Origin of the sequence: Brevibacillus panacihumi, from assembly GCF_003710985.1 — a bacterium.
GTDB lineage: Bacteria > Bacillota > Bacilli > Brevibacillales > Brevibacillaceae > Brevibacillus > Brevibacillus panacihumi.
In genome coordinates this window covers 37037-50647 of the sequence record NZ_RHHT01000074.1, presented here as the reverse complement: position 1 = coordinate 50647, position 13611 = coordinate 37037, and the positions used below count along the sequence as shown (strand labels likewise).

14 protein-coding genes and 1 other annotated feature are annotated in these 13611 nt (G+C 51.5%); of the genes, 2 read left to right on the top strand and 12 right to left on the bottom strand.

Features of this window, described 5'->3' with window-relative positions; genetic code table 11:
• Positions 1-67 precede the first annotated feature (67 nt).
• Complete coding sequence (locus tag EDM58_RS24130) at positions 68-979, top strand: LysR family transcriptional regulator (protein ID WP_122915591.1); 912 nt, start codon at positions 68-70, stop codon at positions 977-979.
• Here the strand turns inward: EDM58_RS24130 and EDM58_RS24125 are convergent.
• From EDM58_RS24125 to EDM58_RS24095, 7 genes are all read right to left on the bottom strand, one after another.
• A complete protein-coding gene (locus EDM58_RS24125) occupies positions 954-1250 on the bottom strand; it encodes a hypothetical protein (RefSeq protein ID WP_148039355.1) in 297 nt (98 codons plus the stop codon). The two genes, EDM58_RS24130 and EDM58_RS24125, sit on opposite strands and share 26 nt — an antisense overlap.
• Before the next feature lie 38 nt (positions 1251-1288).
• Positions 1289-3097 (bottom strand): ABC transporter ATP-binding protein, encoded by a 1809-nt coding sequence (locus EDM58_RS24120; RefSeq protein WP_246001034.1) that lies wholly within the window; start codon positions 3095-3097, stop codon positions 1289-1291.
• A gap of 37 nt (positions 3098-3134) precedes the next feature.
• On the bottom strand, positions 3135-4862 hold the full coding sequence (locus EDM58_RS24115) for an ABC transporter ATP-binding protein (protein WP_122915588.1): 1728 nt from the start codon (positions 4860-4862) through the stop codon (positions 3135-3137).
• A gap of 180 nt (positions 4863-5042) precedes the next feature.
• Positions 5043-5498, bottom strand: coding sequence for a hypothetical protein (locus EDM58_RS24110; RefSeq protein WP_122915587.1), 456 nt, complete (start codon positions 5496-5498; stop codon positions 5043-5045).
• An 88-nt stretch (positions 5499-5586) separates the two neighbouring features.
• Positions 5587-6816, bottom strand: a complete 1230-nt coding sequence (locus EDM58_RS24105; RefSeq protein ID WP_122915586.1) for a purple acid phosphatase family protein — start codon at positions 6814-6816, stop codon at positions 5587-5589.
• A gap of 84 nt (positions 6817-6900) precedes the next feature.
• Positions 6901-8988 (bottom strand): 5'-nucleotidase C-terminal domain-containing protein, encoded by a 2088-nt coding sequence (locus EDM58_RS24100; RefSeq protein ID WP_122915585.1) that lies wholly within the window; start codon positions 8986-8988, stop codon positions 6901-6903.
• Positions 8989-9094: 106 nt separating this feature from the next.
• Positions 9095-9340: a DUF2798 domain-containing protein gene (locus EDM58_RS24095; protein ID WP_246001033.1), complete on the bottom strand. Its 246-nt coding sequence runs from the start codon at positions 9338-9340 to the stop codon at positions 9095-9097.
• A 193-nt stretch (positions 9341-9533) separates the two neighbouring features.
• Between EDM58_RS24095 and EDM58_RS24090 the strand changes: the two genes are divergently transcribed.
• Complete coding sequence (locus EDM58_RS24090) at positions 9534-9944, top strand: VOC family protein (protein WP_122915619.1); 411 nt, start codon at positions 9534-9536, stop codon at positions 9942-9944.
• A gap of 48 nt (positions 9945-9992) precedes the next feature.
• On the opposite strand, the gene tyrS is transcribed toward EDM58_RS24090, so the two are convergent.
• The 5 genes from tyrS to EDM58_RS24065 form a co-directional block, all read right to left on the bottom strand.
• Positions 9993-11252: a tyrosine--tRNA ligase gene (gene tyrS / locus EDM58_RS24085; RefSeq protein ID WP_023555759.1), complete on the bottom strand. Its 1260-nt coding sequence runs from the start codon at positions 11250-11252 to the stop codon at positions 9993-9995.
• Between the two features lie 88 nt (positions 11253-11340).
• Positions 11341-11570 (bottom strand) — a binding site (T-box leader).
• Positions 11571-11704: 134 nt separating this feature from the next.
• Positions 11705-12268 (bottom strand): winged helix-turn-helix transcriptional regulator, encoded by a 564-nt coding sequence (locus EDM58_RS24080; RefSeq protein ID WP_122915583.1) that lies wholly within the window; start codon positions 12266-12268, stop codon positions 11705-11707.
• Positions 12265-12627: a VOC family protein gene (locus tag EDM58_RS24075; RefSeq protein WP_122915582.1), complete on the bottom strand. Its 363-nt coding sequence runs from the start codon at positions 12625-12627 to the stop codon at positions 12265-12267. The genes EDM58_RS24080 and EDM58_RS24075 overlap by 4 nt, the downstream gene beginning before the upstream one ends.
• A 100-nt stretch (positions 12628-12727) precedes the next feature.
• Positions 12728-13108, bottom strand: coding sequence for a VOC family protein (locus EDM58_RS24070; RefSeq protein ID WP_122915581.1), 381 nt, complete (start codon positions 13106-13108; stop codon positions 12728-12730).
• 3 nt (positions 13109-13111) lie between these two features.
• Positions 13112-13576, bottom strand: a complete 465-nt coding sequence (locus EDM58_RS24065) for an SRPBCC family protein (protein WP_122915580.1) — start codon at positions 13574-13576, stop codon at positions 13112-13114.
• Between the last annotated feature and the right edge of the window lie 35 nt (positions 13577-13611).

Below are 13611 nucleotides of genomic sequence, written 5' to 3'. Positions count from 1 at the left end.
TAATGTATAATTTATTATTAGTATCAAAATGATGCATGACAGTAATGATAAAACAGGAGGTTTTTCTATGGAGTGGCAGCAACTCGAGTATTTTCAGACGCTCGCACGCGTACAGCATGTGACGCAAGCCGCAGAGCTTTTATCCCTGTCGCAGCCTGCATTGAGCCGTTCCATTGCCCGATTGGAAGAAGAACTGGGCGTCCCGCTTTTTTCCCGTCAGGGGCGCAGCATCTCCCTGAATCGCTACGGCCAGCTTTTTTTGCAGCGCGTACAGCGTATTCTTGCCGAATTCGAGAGCGGGAAGCAGGAGCTGCAGGACTTGGTTCATCCTGAAAACGGAGAGATCGCCCTCGGTTTTTTGCATACGTTGGGTACGAGCCTGATCCCTGACTTGATCGGCACGTTCCGGCTGGACTCCCCCGCCGCCCGTTTTCAGCTGATCCAAAACCACAGCTACTCCCTGCTGGAACATCTCGATGCAGGCGTGCTGGATTTATGCATCATTGCGGAGCCTACCGAAACCAAGCTTCCGATTCAGTGGACTCCGCTGTGGAGTGAAGAGATTTTTGCTTATGTGCCTCCGGGGCATCGACTTGCTGGACAAAAAAGCATTGTCCTGGAGGACTTGGCGGGTGAACCTATGATTTTCTTGAAAAAGGGGTATGCGCTGCGCAGAACGACCGACTCGTTATTCCAGCAGATCGGCATGACCCCTCATGTGATGTTTGAAGGCGAGGAAGCTGCGACGGCTGCAGGGCTTGTCGGCGCAGGGTTAGGCGTCTCCCTCTTGCCCGAGCTTCGCGGGATCGACACGAGCAAAATCGTCCAGCTCCAGATCCGCGAACCCGCTTGTTACAGGGTGATCGGCATGGCATTGGTGGAAGGCAGATACATGTCGCCTGCGGCCCAGCGGTTTCGGGCATTTGTGCTGCGCTACTTCGGGGTGCCTACTTCTACGCCAGCGCCTTCCGACATTTGATGATGAGCGTCGTGGGGACAGCGGCAGCTTTTTCGGCGTTGTACCAGCCCTTTGCATGCTTCTCTTTTTCCTCGTCCGAGAGGGATACCTCCTCCACCACCCGCTCGATGACAAAGCCCGACTGGATGCAGGCATTGAGGTAGGTGCTAACACGAAACTGCTGCATAATGGCCGTCTCCGGCCACGCCTCGTGCTTGTACGCCCCCTCTTCGAGATAGGATTTGGTCAGCACCAGATTTCCTTCCTGCTCCACAAAAAAACTGTCCCTCATCCCTTACGGACAAAAGACAGTTTTCTGCTGGCTGTGGATTAATGGGCCACTTCCACGTTTTTAAACTGGTTGGAAAACAGCTTCTGGTAGCTACCGCGCTTTTCCATCAGCTCTTCGTGGCTTCCCTGCTCGGCGATCTGTCCGCCCTCCACCACCATGATCGTATCGGCATCGCGAATCGTATTCAGCCTGTGGGCGATGACGAAGCTCGTGCGGCCCTCCATCAGCTTCAGCAAGGCTTCCTGGATGTGAATCTCGGTCCGGGTATCGATGCTGCTCGTCGCCTCGTCGAGAATCAGGAGAGATGGCTTCGCCAGGATCACCCGCGCGATCGCCAGAAGCTGCCGCTGTCCCTGGCTGAGATTGCCGCCGTTTTCGTTAAGCATCGTATCATAGCGCTTCGGCAGACGGTTGATGAATGTGTCCGCATTGGCCATGGCGGCCGCAGCCTCTACCTCGGCGTCCGTCGCGTCCGGCTTGCCGTATTTGATATTGTCCTTGATCGTCCCGGAAAACAGATAGGTATCCTGAAGGACAAAACCAAAGCTGCTGCGCAGGCTGTCCCGGGTGTATTCCCGGATGTCGCGTCCATCCAGATAAATCGTCCCGCTCGTCACATCGTAAAAGCGGGTCAGCAGGTTGACGATCGTTGTTTTCCCCGCTCCGGTAGGGCCGACCAAAGCCGTGATGCTTCCAGCTTGCGACTCAAAGCTGACATTTTTCAAGATGAGCTGATCAGGCCGATAGCCGAAGCTGACATTTTCAAAGACCACATGCCCCTTCGGATTGGTCAGCTCGACTGCCCCATCCACATCGGCTGGCTCGTCTTTTTCATCCAACACTTCAAAAACCCGCTCTGCTCCTGCCACGCCTGACTGCAGCACGTTGAAAATATTCGCCAGATCATTGAGCGGCCGGACGAATTGCCGCGAGTAGGTCAGAAAGCTGGCGATCACCCCGACGGTAATCATCTCGTCAATCGCCAGCACTCCTCCGACGATAGCGACCAATGCGAAGCCCAGATTGTTGATCACGTTCATGATCGGCATGAGAAAGCCCGACCAGATTTGCGCCCTCAAGCCTACCTTGCGCAGCGAGTCGTTGATCTCATCGAATTCCTGAATCGCCTTTTGCTCGTGATTGAACGCCTTGACGACCATGATCCCGGAGATCGTCTCTTCGATATGTCCATTCAGCTTCCCCAGCTGCTTCTGCTGGTCCTTGAACAGGACACTGGTTCTGCGCGCAATCGTCCGCGTGAGCAGATAGACGAGTGGAACTGTGACCAGGCAGGTCAGCGTGAGAATCGGGCTTAGCACCAGCATCATGACCAGCGATCCGACAATCATCAATGCACCGGACATCAATTGCGTCGTAGACTGGGAAATCGAGTTGCTGACGTTGTCGATGTCATTGGTCAATCGACTCATCAGCTCCCCGTGCGTACGGGAGTCAAAAAAGGAGACCGGCAGCTTTTGGAGCTTATCAAACAGGGCTTGGCGCAGATTTTTCACGACCCGCTGCGAGATTCCCGCGATGATCCAGCCCTGCAAAAAGGTTAGGATTCCATCCGCGATATAGGCAATGAGGAGGACGAGGATGATGACGCCGAGCACGCCTGTCAAAGCTTCCCCGCGTGTCATCGCATCGATGGACTCTCCGATCAGATAAGGCGCCGAAAGCATCAGCAGGGCATCGATCAGGACGATGACAAACACGAGCGGCAGCACTTTCTTTTCCTTGCCAAAGGACTGCCAAAGCCGCTTCATCGTCGCCTTGAAGTTTTTCGGTTTGCTTTGCGCTCCTCTGGCTGCCATCCCGAAGCGGTTGCCGTGCCGCGGAGCCATGACTGGCTGTTCTCTTGGCTGTTGTTGCTGTGCCATGCTAGCTTACCTCCCGTCCGAACTGGGAGTGGTAGATTTCCTGGTACACTCCGCAGCTTTGCAGCAATGCCTCATGCGTCCCGATGCCGACGACCTCTCCTTTGTCCAGCACGACGATCTTGTCGGCGTCCATCACGGAGGTGATGCGTTGCGCAATCAGAATGCAGGTCAGACCTTTTGCGTACTTTCGCAGGGACTCCTTGATTCTTCCCTCTGTCGCCACATCGACGGCGCTGGTGCTGTCGTCCAGAATCAGGATCTGCGGCTTTCGCACCAGGGCGCGGGCGATGGACAACCGTTGCTTTTGCCCTCCGGAAAAATTGACGCCGCCTTGACCGACACGAGCCTCATAGCCGTTCTCCGTAGCCGCCACGAAATCATGCGCTTCTGCCATCCTTGCTGCCTGCTCCACCTCTTCCGGTGTCGCGTCCTCTTTCCCCCAGCGGATATTTTCCAGGACGGTTCCGGTAAACAAGACCGTCTTTTGCGGTACGATCGCGATCGTCTCCCGTAGCTTTTTCGGATCGGCCTGGCGCACGTCTACCCCATCGACGCGCAGCGTACCGGAGGTCACATCGTAAAAACGCGGAATCAGCCCGACCAGAGTGCTTTTTCCGGAGCCAGTCGAACCGATAATCCCTACTGTCTCACCCGGCAGACATGTAAAGCTGACCTTCTTCAGAACCAGCTCCCCTCCAGCTCCCTCGTAGGAGAAGCTGACCTCCTCGAAGTCAATCCTGCCTTTCTCGGCGCTTGTCTCCTGTAGCGAATCATCCCAGGTCATCTGATTCTCTTCCGCAAACACTTCCCCGATTCGCTGCGCGGATGCCTTGGCGCGCACGAACAGATTGAACACCATGGAGATCATCATCAGGGCGAACAGGATCTGCGTCATGTAGTTGGTAAAGGCGATGATATGCCCCACCTCGATGCTTCCCTCTTCGACACCGTGCCCCCCGATCCACAGCACCGCCACAATCCCGAGATTGACCGCCAGCATGATCGCCGGACCGAACACGGACATGATGCGGGTAGCAGAGATCGTCTTCGCTTGCAGCTCTTCGTTGGCTGCGTTGAATTTTTCACGTTCAAATGCGTAGCGGTGAAACGCTTTGACAACCCGCACGCCAGAGAGGTATTCCCGCATGGTCCCGTTCACGCGGTCCAGGGCGGCTTGTACCTTTCCAAAAAAAGGGAAACCAATCTTCATATTCAACACAATAAACAAACCGACAATCGGCACGACTACTGCCAGCACGACAGATAATTGCAGATTCAGCTGTGCGGCCATGATCAGCCCGCCGATGCACAGCAACGGCGCTTTGACGAAAATCCGCATCATCCCGTTGACGAAGACTTGCACCTGGTTGACGTCGTTGGTGAGCCGCGTGACCAGCGATGCCCGATCGAACTTGTCGACATTGGCGAAGGACAAGGACTGGATTTTGCGGAACAGATCGGAGCGCAGCAAAGCCCCGAAATTCTGGGACACGTAGCTGGACAAGAGATTTCGCATCGTCGCAGCGACCGCTCCCAAGGCGGTAATCAAAAGCATCAGCCCGCCCATCTGCAAGACGTAATCCATGTCGCGATTCGCCACGCCCCGGTCGATCATCATCGCCATAATGGTCGGCTGCAGCAGGTCGCTTATTGCTTCCACGGCGAGGAAAAAGAAGGAGACTGCGATCGCCACGCCGTATTTTTTCAGGTATGTCAAGGTAAAACGCATACACTCACCCCATTCAAGATGCCAGAAACCGATGATTATTCTTCAAATTTTATCCTTTCGCATGGGAAATGAAAAGAGCGCGAGCGTAGCCTGGGAAACAGGAACGATTGGAAATCGTTGAAAATATTGAAAAAAGCACAACCTTTCATACATGAAGGCAGTGCTTTTTTTGCAAGCTGATTATTTGGATTCGACGAGGATCAGCTCGATGACTTCCTTATGACTCTTCCCTTGATCATCCGTCCAGGTAATCGTCAACACGGGATTGCTTGTGAAGAATTGCTGGATATCAGCATCGTACAAGCCGTCCTTGAACTCTTGCTGATAAGTATCCGAATGGGGGATATCCTCAAAAATCTTGATCGGACCATGGTCGAATTCGGGGTTTTTCAGGTTGCCTCCACGGCTCCCGTTTTTTAACTCGATCTCATAATTCACATGCTGGATCTGATGCGTGGATCGCTGGTCCAGCTTCCCGATAAAGATGGCCCCCACGTCTTTATCCGGCACGACATCCAGGACGATCTGCCAGTTGGTGGAATTGCCTTCGTATTTATGCGACCAGGTCTGCATCGAGCATGCCGTGAGAAGGAACGAGATGCATAAGAAGAGCCAGAGGTTATGAGGTTTGGACATGGGAACGCCTCCAATCTTGCCGTTGATCTCGCTCCATTTTCCATTATATAGAAGGTTCGGTCAATCCCTCTCCCTTTTTCAGACCGCGTTATTTCCGAAGAACAAAACCATCAATACGCTCCCCGTCGATGTCATATGCTTCATACGCTAATGCATTTTCTTGGATCCGAATGCCGGCAAACATGGGCTTGCCGTTTTGCAGATGAACGCGATGATAGAACTGATCGTCTTTTTTCTTATTCAATTTCCTGCCAGATGCATTCGTAACGACGTATACCGTCCCTGTGCCCTCTTCTGTAATTTGATTGCCTTTCAATGGATACGAACGGGAATATTCATGATTATGTCCTTGCAGCACGAGGTCGACGCCAAATTCATCGAAAAGCGGGACCCAATGCTCCACGATGGATTTTTTCTGCTTGCCTCCGTATGGCCCTTGATGCAAGGCGACAATGATCCATGGCTGATTCGTAGCAGCCAAATCCGCTCTCAGCCATTCCGCTTGCTTTTTCACTTTTGACTCAGTGTTGAGGAAAACAAAGTGAACCGGTCCGTAATCGAACGAATAGCTCGTTCCGGGATTTGCGCTTTTTTCCCCATTCTCGGGCAGGTTGAAATGGGAAAGAAACGGTTCTGCCTTGCCGTCTATTTCATCGTGGTTGCCGGTAACAGGCATGAGGGCGGAGCTGCGCAACCACGGCTCGGCATGACGAAAGAAGGAATACCAGGCGCTTTCGTCCTCTGGATCTTCTGTCAAATCGCCGTTATGGATGATAAACTTCGCATCCGGGAAGGTCTCAAATGCCCTGCCAAGCGTTTGTCCCCAAAGCTTGAAATCATCATCGGTGATGCCTTGCGAATCGGTGACATTGATGAAGGTAAACTCCTTCGTTCCCATTGCCTCGGTCTCGAATTCTGCTGGTTGGCTCCAGCCGTCCTTCTCTCCGTTGCCCACCCGATAGGTGTAGCGAGTGCCTGCTGCCAGATCGGTCGCCTCCACCTTGTGAACCCCACGCAGGACGCCATCCTTTGCTCTGATCTGCGAAGTCGTCCCGTAAAAAGTCAGGGCGTCTTTCCCGTCAAAGCTCGCAACCCCGGACCCTGGAGCAAGCTGGAGTACAGTAGCGGCATCGTGGCTCTTTGTATGCCAGGTAAAAGCACGGCTCGTCTGCGGATTGCCTTTAAAATTCGTCACGATGGAGTGAGGAGCAATGGAAGATGGTGATGGACTGCCCTGAATCCACTGTTTGATGGCAATTGCCAATACGATGATTATCAGTACAGCACCAATCAAGAGATAAACCTTCATCTTGTCCATAATGACTCCTTTCTGTTGCGGGCAAGAAAACATCCCGCCCTCACTTATGTCTGTGAAAACGGGATGTCCATGCCAATCGTTCTGTTATTTCGCTTGAATCACACCTGCTTCAAGCAGCTCGTTGACATTCAGCGATTTTTCATATGGTACCTCGAGCTTGCCTTCGTTGACCATTTTGATCACTTCATCACGGTACGGGCTCTCGAGATTGATGCCGATAATTTCCCAGTTGTTGTCTACTTCAGGAGAAATCTCTTTTTGCTCCTGGATATATTCTACCAGATAATCGCGAATGCTGCGCGGAGATTCCCAATCGCGGTTCGCGCTCACCATTTTGAAAGCCTTCAACGCACTGCTGTAGCGGTAGTTATTGACTGCCAGAGTGAGCTCCTCGGTATCAGACAATGGCTTGCCTTTATACATCACGTCTACAATTCGCTCTCCGGCTGGCTTGGACAAATCGATTTTGTAATCCACGCCGGCAAACATGTCATACAGGTATCCCGGCACTTCCGGATCGAAGCTGATCGAAATGTCTCCTTCTTTCCACTGATTATAGTGCTTGGCGGACCATTCCATGTAGTTCTTCAGCTCTGCTCCAGTGACCTTGACGGTATAGAGCGTGTTATCGAATTTGTAGATGTCAAAGATGTTTGCATAGGTAATATTGCCTTGCTTCAGATCGGAGGTGTCTTTAAAGAGAGCCGCTGCAGAAACATCTGCGCCAGTCGCTTTCAACTGAACTTTGTTGATCAAATCTACGACAGCCGTATCCCGCAGCTTGCCTTCCGGAATGCCGTTGATTTCGTTGACAGGCTGGAAGTCGGCTGTCGCGATTCCGAAGAGACCGCCGGAAGCACCTGCTTCGCCAGCGCCACCGCCGCCTGCGATGAATTGAATCGTCGCTTCATGCGCGTCCTTGATCAGATCGCGAATGGCTTGGTCTGGCTCGTAGCTCGCCATGTCTACCACTTCTACCTTGCGATCCACTACCTTCGCTTGACCCGCTTCTTTTTTTACTTCAAGATCGAAGCGAACCACATCGCGGCCGAGGTTGCGCGGACCGCCGACAACGGTTTGGCCGATTTTCTCGTTCACGATAATATGCATATGACCGACGAGAAGAGCATCCAGATCGGGAACCATCTCTACGATTTTGGAAGCCGCATCCGACCCGCCATCTTCATCAAATTCCGCAATCAAGCCTGAGTGAGCGCTGGCGATGAGGACATCGACTTTTTCTACCTCTCTCAGCTCTTTTGCATATTTCTTAACGGTTTCGCCCATGTGTTGGAAAGAGAGGCTGTCTACCTTCTCGCCATCCCAGCGCGGAATGTTCGGAGTGGTAACGCCGATGATGCCCACTTTGATACCATCCACATTGACGATTGTATAAGGCTTGACGAACTGATCGCCTTGCTTCGTAGTCGTATTTGCGCTCAGAACAGGGAATTTCAGTTCCTTTTGAATGCGATCAATCAAATCAAGTCCAAAATTAAATTCATGATTGCCCAATACCATGGCATTGTAGTTCATCGCATTCATCGCAACCGATACAGGATGAGTCACTTCCGGTTTTTTTCTGTAAATGTCATCCGTCAAAATATTCCCTTGATAGGTATCGCCGTTATCGATGAGCAGCACATGGGGAGAGGTTTCCTTCACTTCTTTGACATAGGTGGAAATTCTCGCCAAGCCGTTGTTGGCTGTCTCTTTGCTGTCCTCATATGTATAGCCCCAGAGATTTCCGTGAACATCCGAGGTTCCGAGGATGGTGATCGTTGTGCTTGCAGCTTCCGGCTTTTCAGCAGGCGGCGCTGGAGTAGCAGCAGGTACAGGTGCTGGCACCGGTTTCTCAGCTGGCTTGGCTGCAGCTGCTGGAGCCGGTTTTGCTGGTTGAACGGGTTGGGCTGCCTGCACAGGCTTCGCGGATGCAACCGCTGCTGCACCCTCAGGCAATTGCAGCTTTTGGCCGATTCTCAAAAAGTTTACATCTGGCAGCTTATTCAGCTTTTGCATTTCAGCGACGGTTGTTCCGTGGTTTCTGGAGATCCGCCACAGGTTGTCGCCTTTCTTTACCGTATACGTTTGGGCAGCGGCGGTACTCGCCAGCATGGTGGTGAAAAGCAGCACAAACGCAACGATGAGCCTCAAGTGCTTTCCTTGCTTCATGTTTACCTCCTCTAGAAATGTAATTTTTCCTGCATTTTCTATTATAAAGAATTATGTCGAAAATTGTCTAAATAAAAAAACGACATTTCTGCCGTTTCCGCGGTGATTATTCGCTTTCCACAAACGTGATTTTTTTCATCAATTTTCTGATTCCTCGCGGCAAAAAATAGGCGGAAGGAAAGGCCAGCGCAAAGGCAATCGGCCACGCTGTCAGCCATTTCGCTAGAAGGAGGGAACTGAAACCGAAGTTGATGAGCATCATGACGAAAGAAATGAAACAAGACATCCCCAAAGCCATAAAAAAAGTAAACAGCACATGTTCGTATTTTTTCTTGATTTTCAAACCAATCACCCTATTCGCATATATGGATTCGCAGTTCGCTGCGTCTTCGTAGTTGTAAATAACTCGTAGCTTACTGGAAACCAAGGAAGGCGTCAACCTTTTAAGTGTATTCGAAAAGTCCTGGACAGGTGCCCGAGCATTTTTTGGGGAATCTTAATAGGAGTGCCAGATGATAAACCTTTAGCAGAAAGAAGTGATGAGATTGGCAAAGCTGACCCCGTATTTTTATTCGCAGGACGCAAAAGCACAGGCACAATTCTATGTGGATGCATTGGGAGGGGAAATCGGCCACTACATGACATATGGTCAAGCCCCCGGTACCGCTGAAGCCATGAAGGACAAAATCATTCACATGGTTTTTACTGCGGCAGGAGTGGATTTCTATATCGCAGACACCATGCACGAGCCTGCGGGACACAGCAGCGGGTATGATCTGAACCTCGAATTCAAAACGGAGGAAGAAGCCAGGCAGGCATTCACCAGGCTTGCAAAAGGCGGCAACGTGATCATGCCGCTGGAAAAGCAATTCTGGGGCAGCCTGTTTGGCCGCTTGGAGGACAAGTTCGGGATCAAGTGGCAAATCAGCACAGAAGGCAATGGGCAACAGGGGTAAAATAAATGAAAAGCTCCCCCTCATGGTTGAAGGGGAGCTTTTCTTATGTTAGGAAATTTTCACCAAGCTGTAGTTTTTCTTTCCTTTGCGGATGATGATAAACCGTCCGCCAATAGCCAAATCTGCAGTCACTTCCAGCTCCAGGTCGCTGATGCGCTCTCCATTCACATAGATCGCGCCTTTGGTCAGATCCTCGCGCGCTTGTCGCTTGGATGGCTCGATTCCGACCTCTACCAGCCAGTCGACGATATTTTTGGATTCCTTGGAAGCCTCGAATGTCGGCATGTCTTTAAAGCCTTGTTCGATCTCGTCGGCAGTCAGCGACTTGATGTCGCCGCTGAACAAAGCAGCCGTAATCCGTTGCGCCTGCTCCAGCATCTCCTCGCCGTGAACGAATCGGGTCATTTCCTCAGCCAGCTTTTTCTGCGCTTCGCGTTTATGCGGCTCTGTCTCCACTTTTTGCGCCAGCTCGTCAATTTCCTCTTTGCTCAGGAACGTGAAGTATTTCAGGTATTTCACCACATCGCGGTCGTCGGTGTTCGCCCAGAATTGATAGAATTCGAACGGCGTTGTTTTGTTCGGATCGAGCCAGATCGCTCCTCCAGCCGTTTTCCCGAATTTCGTCCCGTCCGCTTTGAGCATCAGCGGAATGGTCAGCCCGAACGCTTTTGCCTCCGGTCCTTCTTTTTTGCGGATCAGATCGAGGCCGCTTGTAATATTGCCCCATTGGTCGGAGCCGCCGATCTGCAGTTGTACGTCTTCATTTCGGTACAGATGCAGGTAATCCAGGGACTGCAGGATTTGATACGAGAACTCGGTAAAGGAAATGCCGCTCTCCAGCCTGCTTGCGACAACATCCTTGGCAAGCATCGCATTAATGCTGAAGTTCTTGCCGTAATCACGTAAAAATTCAATAACATTGATTTTATGGGTCCAATCGTAATTGTTGACCAAGCGGATTTGGTTGTCGCCTTCCGTCACGAACAGCTTTTTCATTTGTGCGGTCAGCGCATCCACGTTCGCCTGGACTTGTTCCAGCGTTTGCAAGGAACGCTCGGTTTGACGGCCGCTCGGATCGCCAATGGTCCCCGTTGCTCCTCCGATCAGAATGACGGGCCGATGTCCGGCAAGCTGGAAGCGCTTGAGCACCATGAATGGAATCAGGTGACCAATATGCATGCTGTCACCGGTTGGGTCCACCCCACAGTATACCGAAATCGATTTCTGCTCCGTCAATTCGCGAAGGCCTTCTGCGTCTGTCTGTTGGTTAATGGCGTCGCGCCACTCCAATTCGTCGATAATGTTCATTGCCAAACCACTCCCTCAATTCAAAAGTTGTGCTAGTAGAATCATGATTGCGCGTTGAAAAAAATAAAAAATCGCCCCTTGTCTTAGACATAGGGACGATTGCATAACCGCGTTACCACCCAGATTGCACCAATGGCCGTTGTGCAATTGCACGCCATGATGCCGCTCTTAAGCGAGGTATCGTTCGCCATTCCGCTCAGCATTACCCGAGATACTCCAGAGTGTAATTCGCCAGCTTGCGTGTGTACCGGGTTCCATCAACCCCCGGCTTTCTAGAACAGGGACGAAGCGGCTACTGGTCTCTTTCAACGTATGTCGCATATTTGATTTCAGATTCTTAGAGATAGGATAGTGAATTCCCTCCCCAATGTCAACCTCTCTCGAAAAATGTTGGCTGAGGGCATTCAACCCCCCAACGAATTTGAATGCCGTATTTATGTCAGGTTGGCAGCCTACACCAAAGAACCTAGATCCGCTGCCATTTGATGAACTGGTTTTTTCACTGATCGATCGAGGTGGTACAAAAAAGAAGGCCGCGGCTGTTCCGTTACGAGCTTATGGACCAATCCGTTGCCGTTCAGCTCGTCCAATCTTGTGGACAGCATGCGCGGCGTCACCTGTTGCAGAGCAAGGCGAATCTCTTGAAACCGTTCGTACTCAAAATCGAGTGCGAGCAGGATCGGAATATTCCAGGCTTTCGCGGACAAACGGCCAAATCCGATCTCCTCTTCCGCTGCTTGAACCACTTTGGCCGCCTCGCGATACAATCTGCCTTTCTCCGTCAGCACATATTCCGGAAGCAAAGGATGGCGGCGCTCGAAAGGAGACAGGTGCTGGATCAAGCCTGCTTCGACCATCCGTTTCAAGTTATCACTCAGACGAGCCGGTGTGATGCCAAGATTCTTCTGAAGCGGCGTAAAGCGGCCGCCGCAGGATTCCAGTGCGAGCAGCACAGGCACGGTCCACTGACCGGATATTTCCTGGGATAACCGCAGGACGCGATCCTCTGCAATCAAAGCGGGGCCAGTGTCTCCGCAAGCATCAGGTTATGCCCGTCTGGATCAGTGAATGTTGCCAATTTCACCATGTCAGGGATCGTTTCGACTCCACCGACAAACGAGACGCCTTGCTGCTGCAAATGCTGCATGGCTTCCTCGATGTTGATTACTTCAAAGACAGTCGAGGATGTGGAAGGGACAACCGTTTCGGCTTCGGAAAACCCGATCACACAATCCGGGGTATTCGTACTAACCATCGCCATGCCGGACCCGACATCGTGAAAAATCGTCTCGAAACCAAGCTTCTCCGTGTAGAACGCAATTGTAGCATCCAACTTTGAAACGTTGTACCAAACAGTAACTCCGGACTTATACATAGCACACCCCCAGGTTTTTATACCGAAATTATACTAAGTATCTTTTCGATAGTAAAGGATTTTGTTGGAAAAATAAAAAACGGCCAAACGATTCGGCCGTCTAATTCAATCGATGCACCATCTCATACTTATTCCCGCAAGGATCTTCAAAATAAACCGCATAATAGGTCGGACTTATCGGAAATAACCGGGGACCGTCGTTATTGGTTCCGCCGCATTCCTGGACCAGCTTCGCAATCTGATCCACTTCAGCTTGATCCTTCGCCCAAAAGCCGATCAAATTGGAATTCGGTTGATGCTCCTTGTCTTCCGTGATTGCAAAATAAGGCACGTCAGGCAGTTTTCCTTCTGCGGCGAACACTCTCCAATTGGCGCTGTGAAACGTTTGGGTAAATCCCAATTCGGACAGAATCTTTTCATAAAAAGGCATTACACGCTGCAAGTCATGTACGCGAAGATCAATATGGCTGAACTTATTCATATGTCATCTTCCCTCCTCTTTTTCATTGCCAGCATCACTTGTTTTTTGCCGCATCGTATTCAATACCGTCTCCCAATGCTGCTTCATTTGTTCCCGTGTATCCTGGTTGTCCAGATTCTCCTGATGAAAGCTGATCGTGGTTCGGTCCGGCTTGTCGGATAACAGGCGGATTTGCAGCGTGGAAGGTTTCTCCCATTCCTTCTTTCCCCACCTCAAGCGAAGTTGGCGGTACGGTTTTACTACCCTGAATTCCCCCGTGATTCCCTCCACGCATGTAAAGGTTTCCCCCTCCGAAATGGCAAGGGACGGTACGCTTCCGATCCATAATTTCACCCCTTCGTTCGACGTAAGAAATGCCCACGCCCGTTCAGGAGTAATCGGAAGCGTCCTGCGAACACCGGCTTGGAAGCCCGCCGCGGCTGTCTTGCCAACGATCTTGCCTGATTCAAAATGCTGTTTTTTGTTCATCCTACACACCTCGCCCCTAGACGTTTGTTAGCACT

What these genes read in the sequence shown, in the direction of transcription:
- EDM58_RS24130 (WP_122915591.1), top strand. Translation starts at nt 68, where the DNA reads ATGGAGTGGCAGCAACTCGAGTATTTTCAGACGCTCGCACGCGTACAG.
- EDM58_RS24125 (WP_148039355.1), bottom strand. Translation starts at nt 1,250, where the DNA reads ATGAGGGACAGTTTTTTTGTGGAGCAGGAAGGAAATCTGGTGCTGACC.
- EDM58_RS24120 (WP_246001034.1), bottom strand. Translation starts at nt 3,097, where the DNA reads ATGGCTCCGCGGCACGGCAACCGCTTCGGGATGGCAGCCAGAGGAGCG.
- EDM58_RS24115 (WP_122915588.1), bottom strand. Translation starts at nt 4,862, where the DNA reads ATGCGTTTTACCTTGACATACCTGAAAAAATACGGCGTGGCGATCGCA.
- EDM58_RS24110 (WP_122915587.1), bottom strand. Translation starts at nt 5,498, where the DNA reads ATGTCCAAACCTCATAACCTCTGGCTCTTCTTATGCATCTCGTTCCTT.
- EDM58_RS24105 (WP_122915586.1), bottom strand. Translation starts at nt 6,816, where the DNA reads ATGGACAAGATGAAGGTTTATCTCTTGATTGGTGCTGTACTGATAATC.
- EDM58_RS24100 (WP_122915585.1), bottom strand. Translation starts at nt 8,988, where the DNA reads ATGAAGCAAGGAAAGCACTTGAGGCTCATCGTTGCGTTTGTGCTGCTT.
- tyrS (WP_023555759.1), bottom strand. Translation starts at nt 11,252, where the DNA reads ATGAACATTATCGACGAATTGGAGTGGCGCGACGCCATTAACCAACAG.
- EDM58_RS24075 (WP_122915582.1), bottom strand. Translation starts at nt 12,627, where the DNA reads ATGTATAAGTCCGGAGTTACTGTTTGGTACAACGTTTCAAAGTTGGAT.
- EDM58_RS24070 (WP_122915581.1), bottom strand. Translation starts at nt 13,108, where the DNA reads ATGAATAAGTTCAGCCATATTGATCTTCGCGTACATGACTTGCAGCGT.
- EDM58_RS24065 (WP_122915580.1), bottom strand. Translation starts at nt 13,576, where the DNA reads ATGAACAAAAAACAGCATTTTGAATCAGGCAAGATCGTTGGCAAGACA.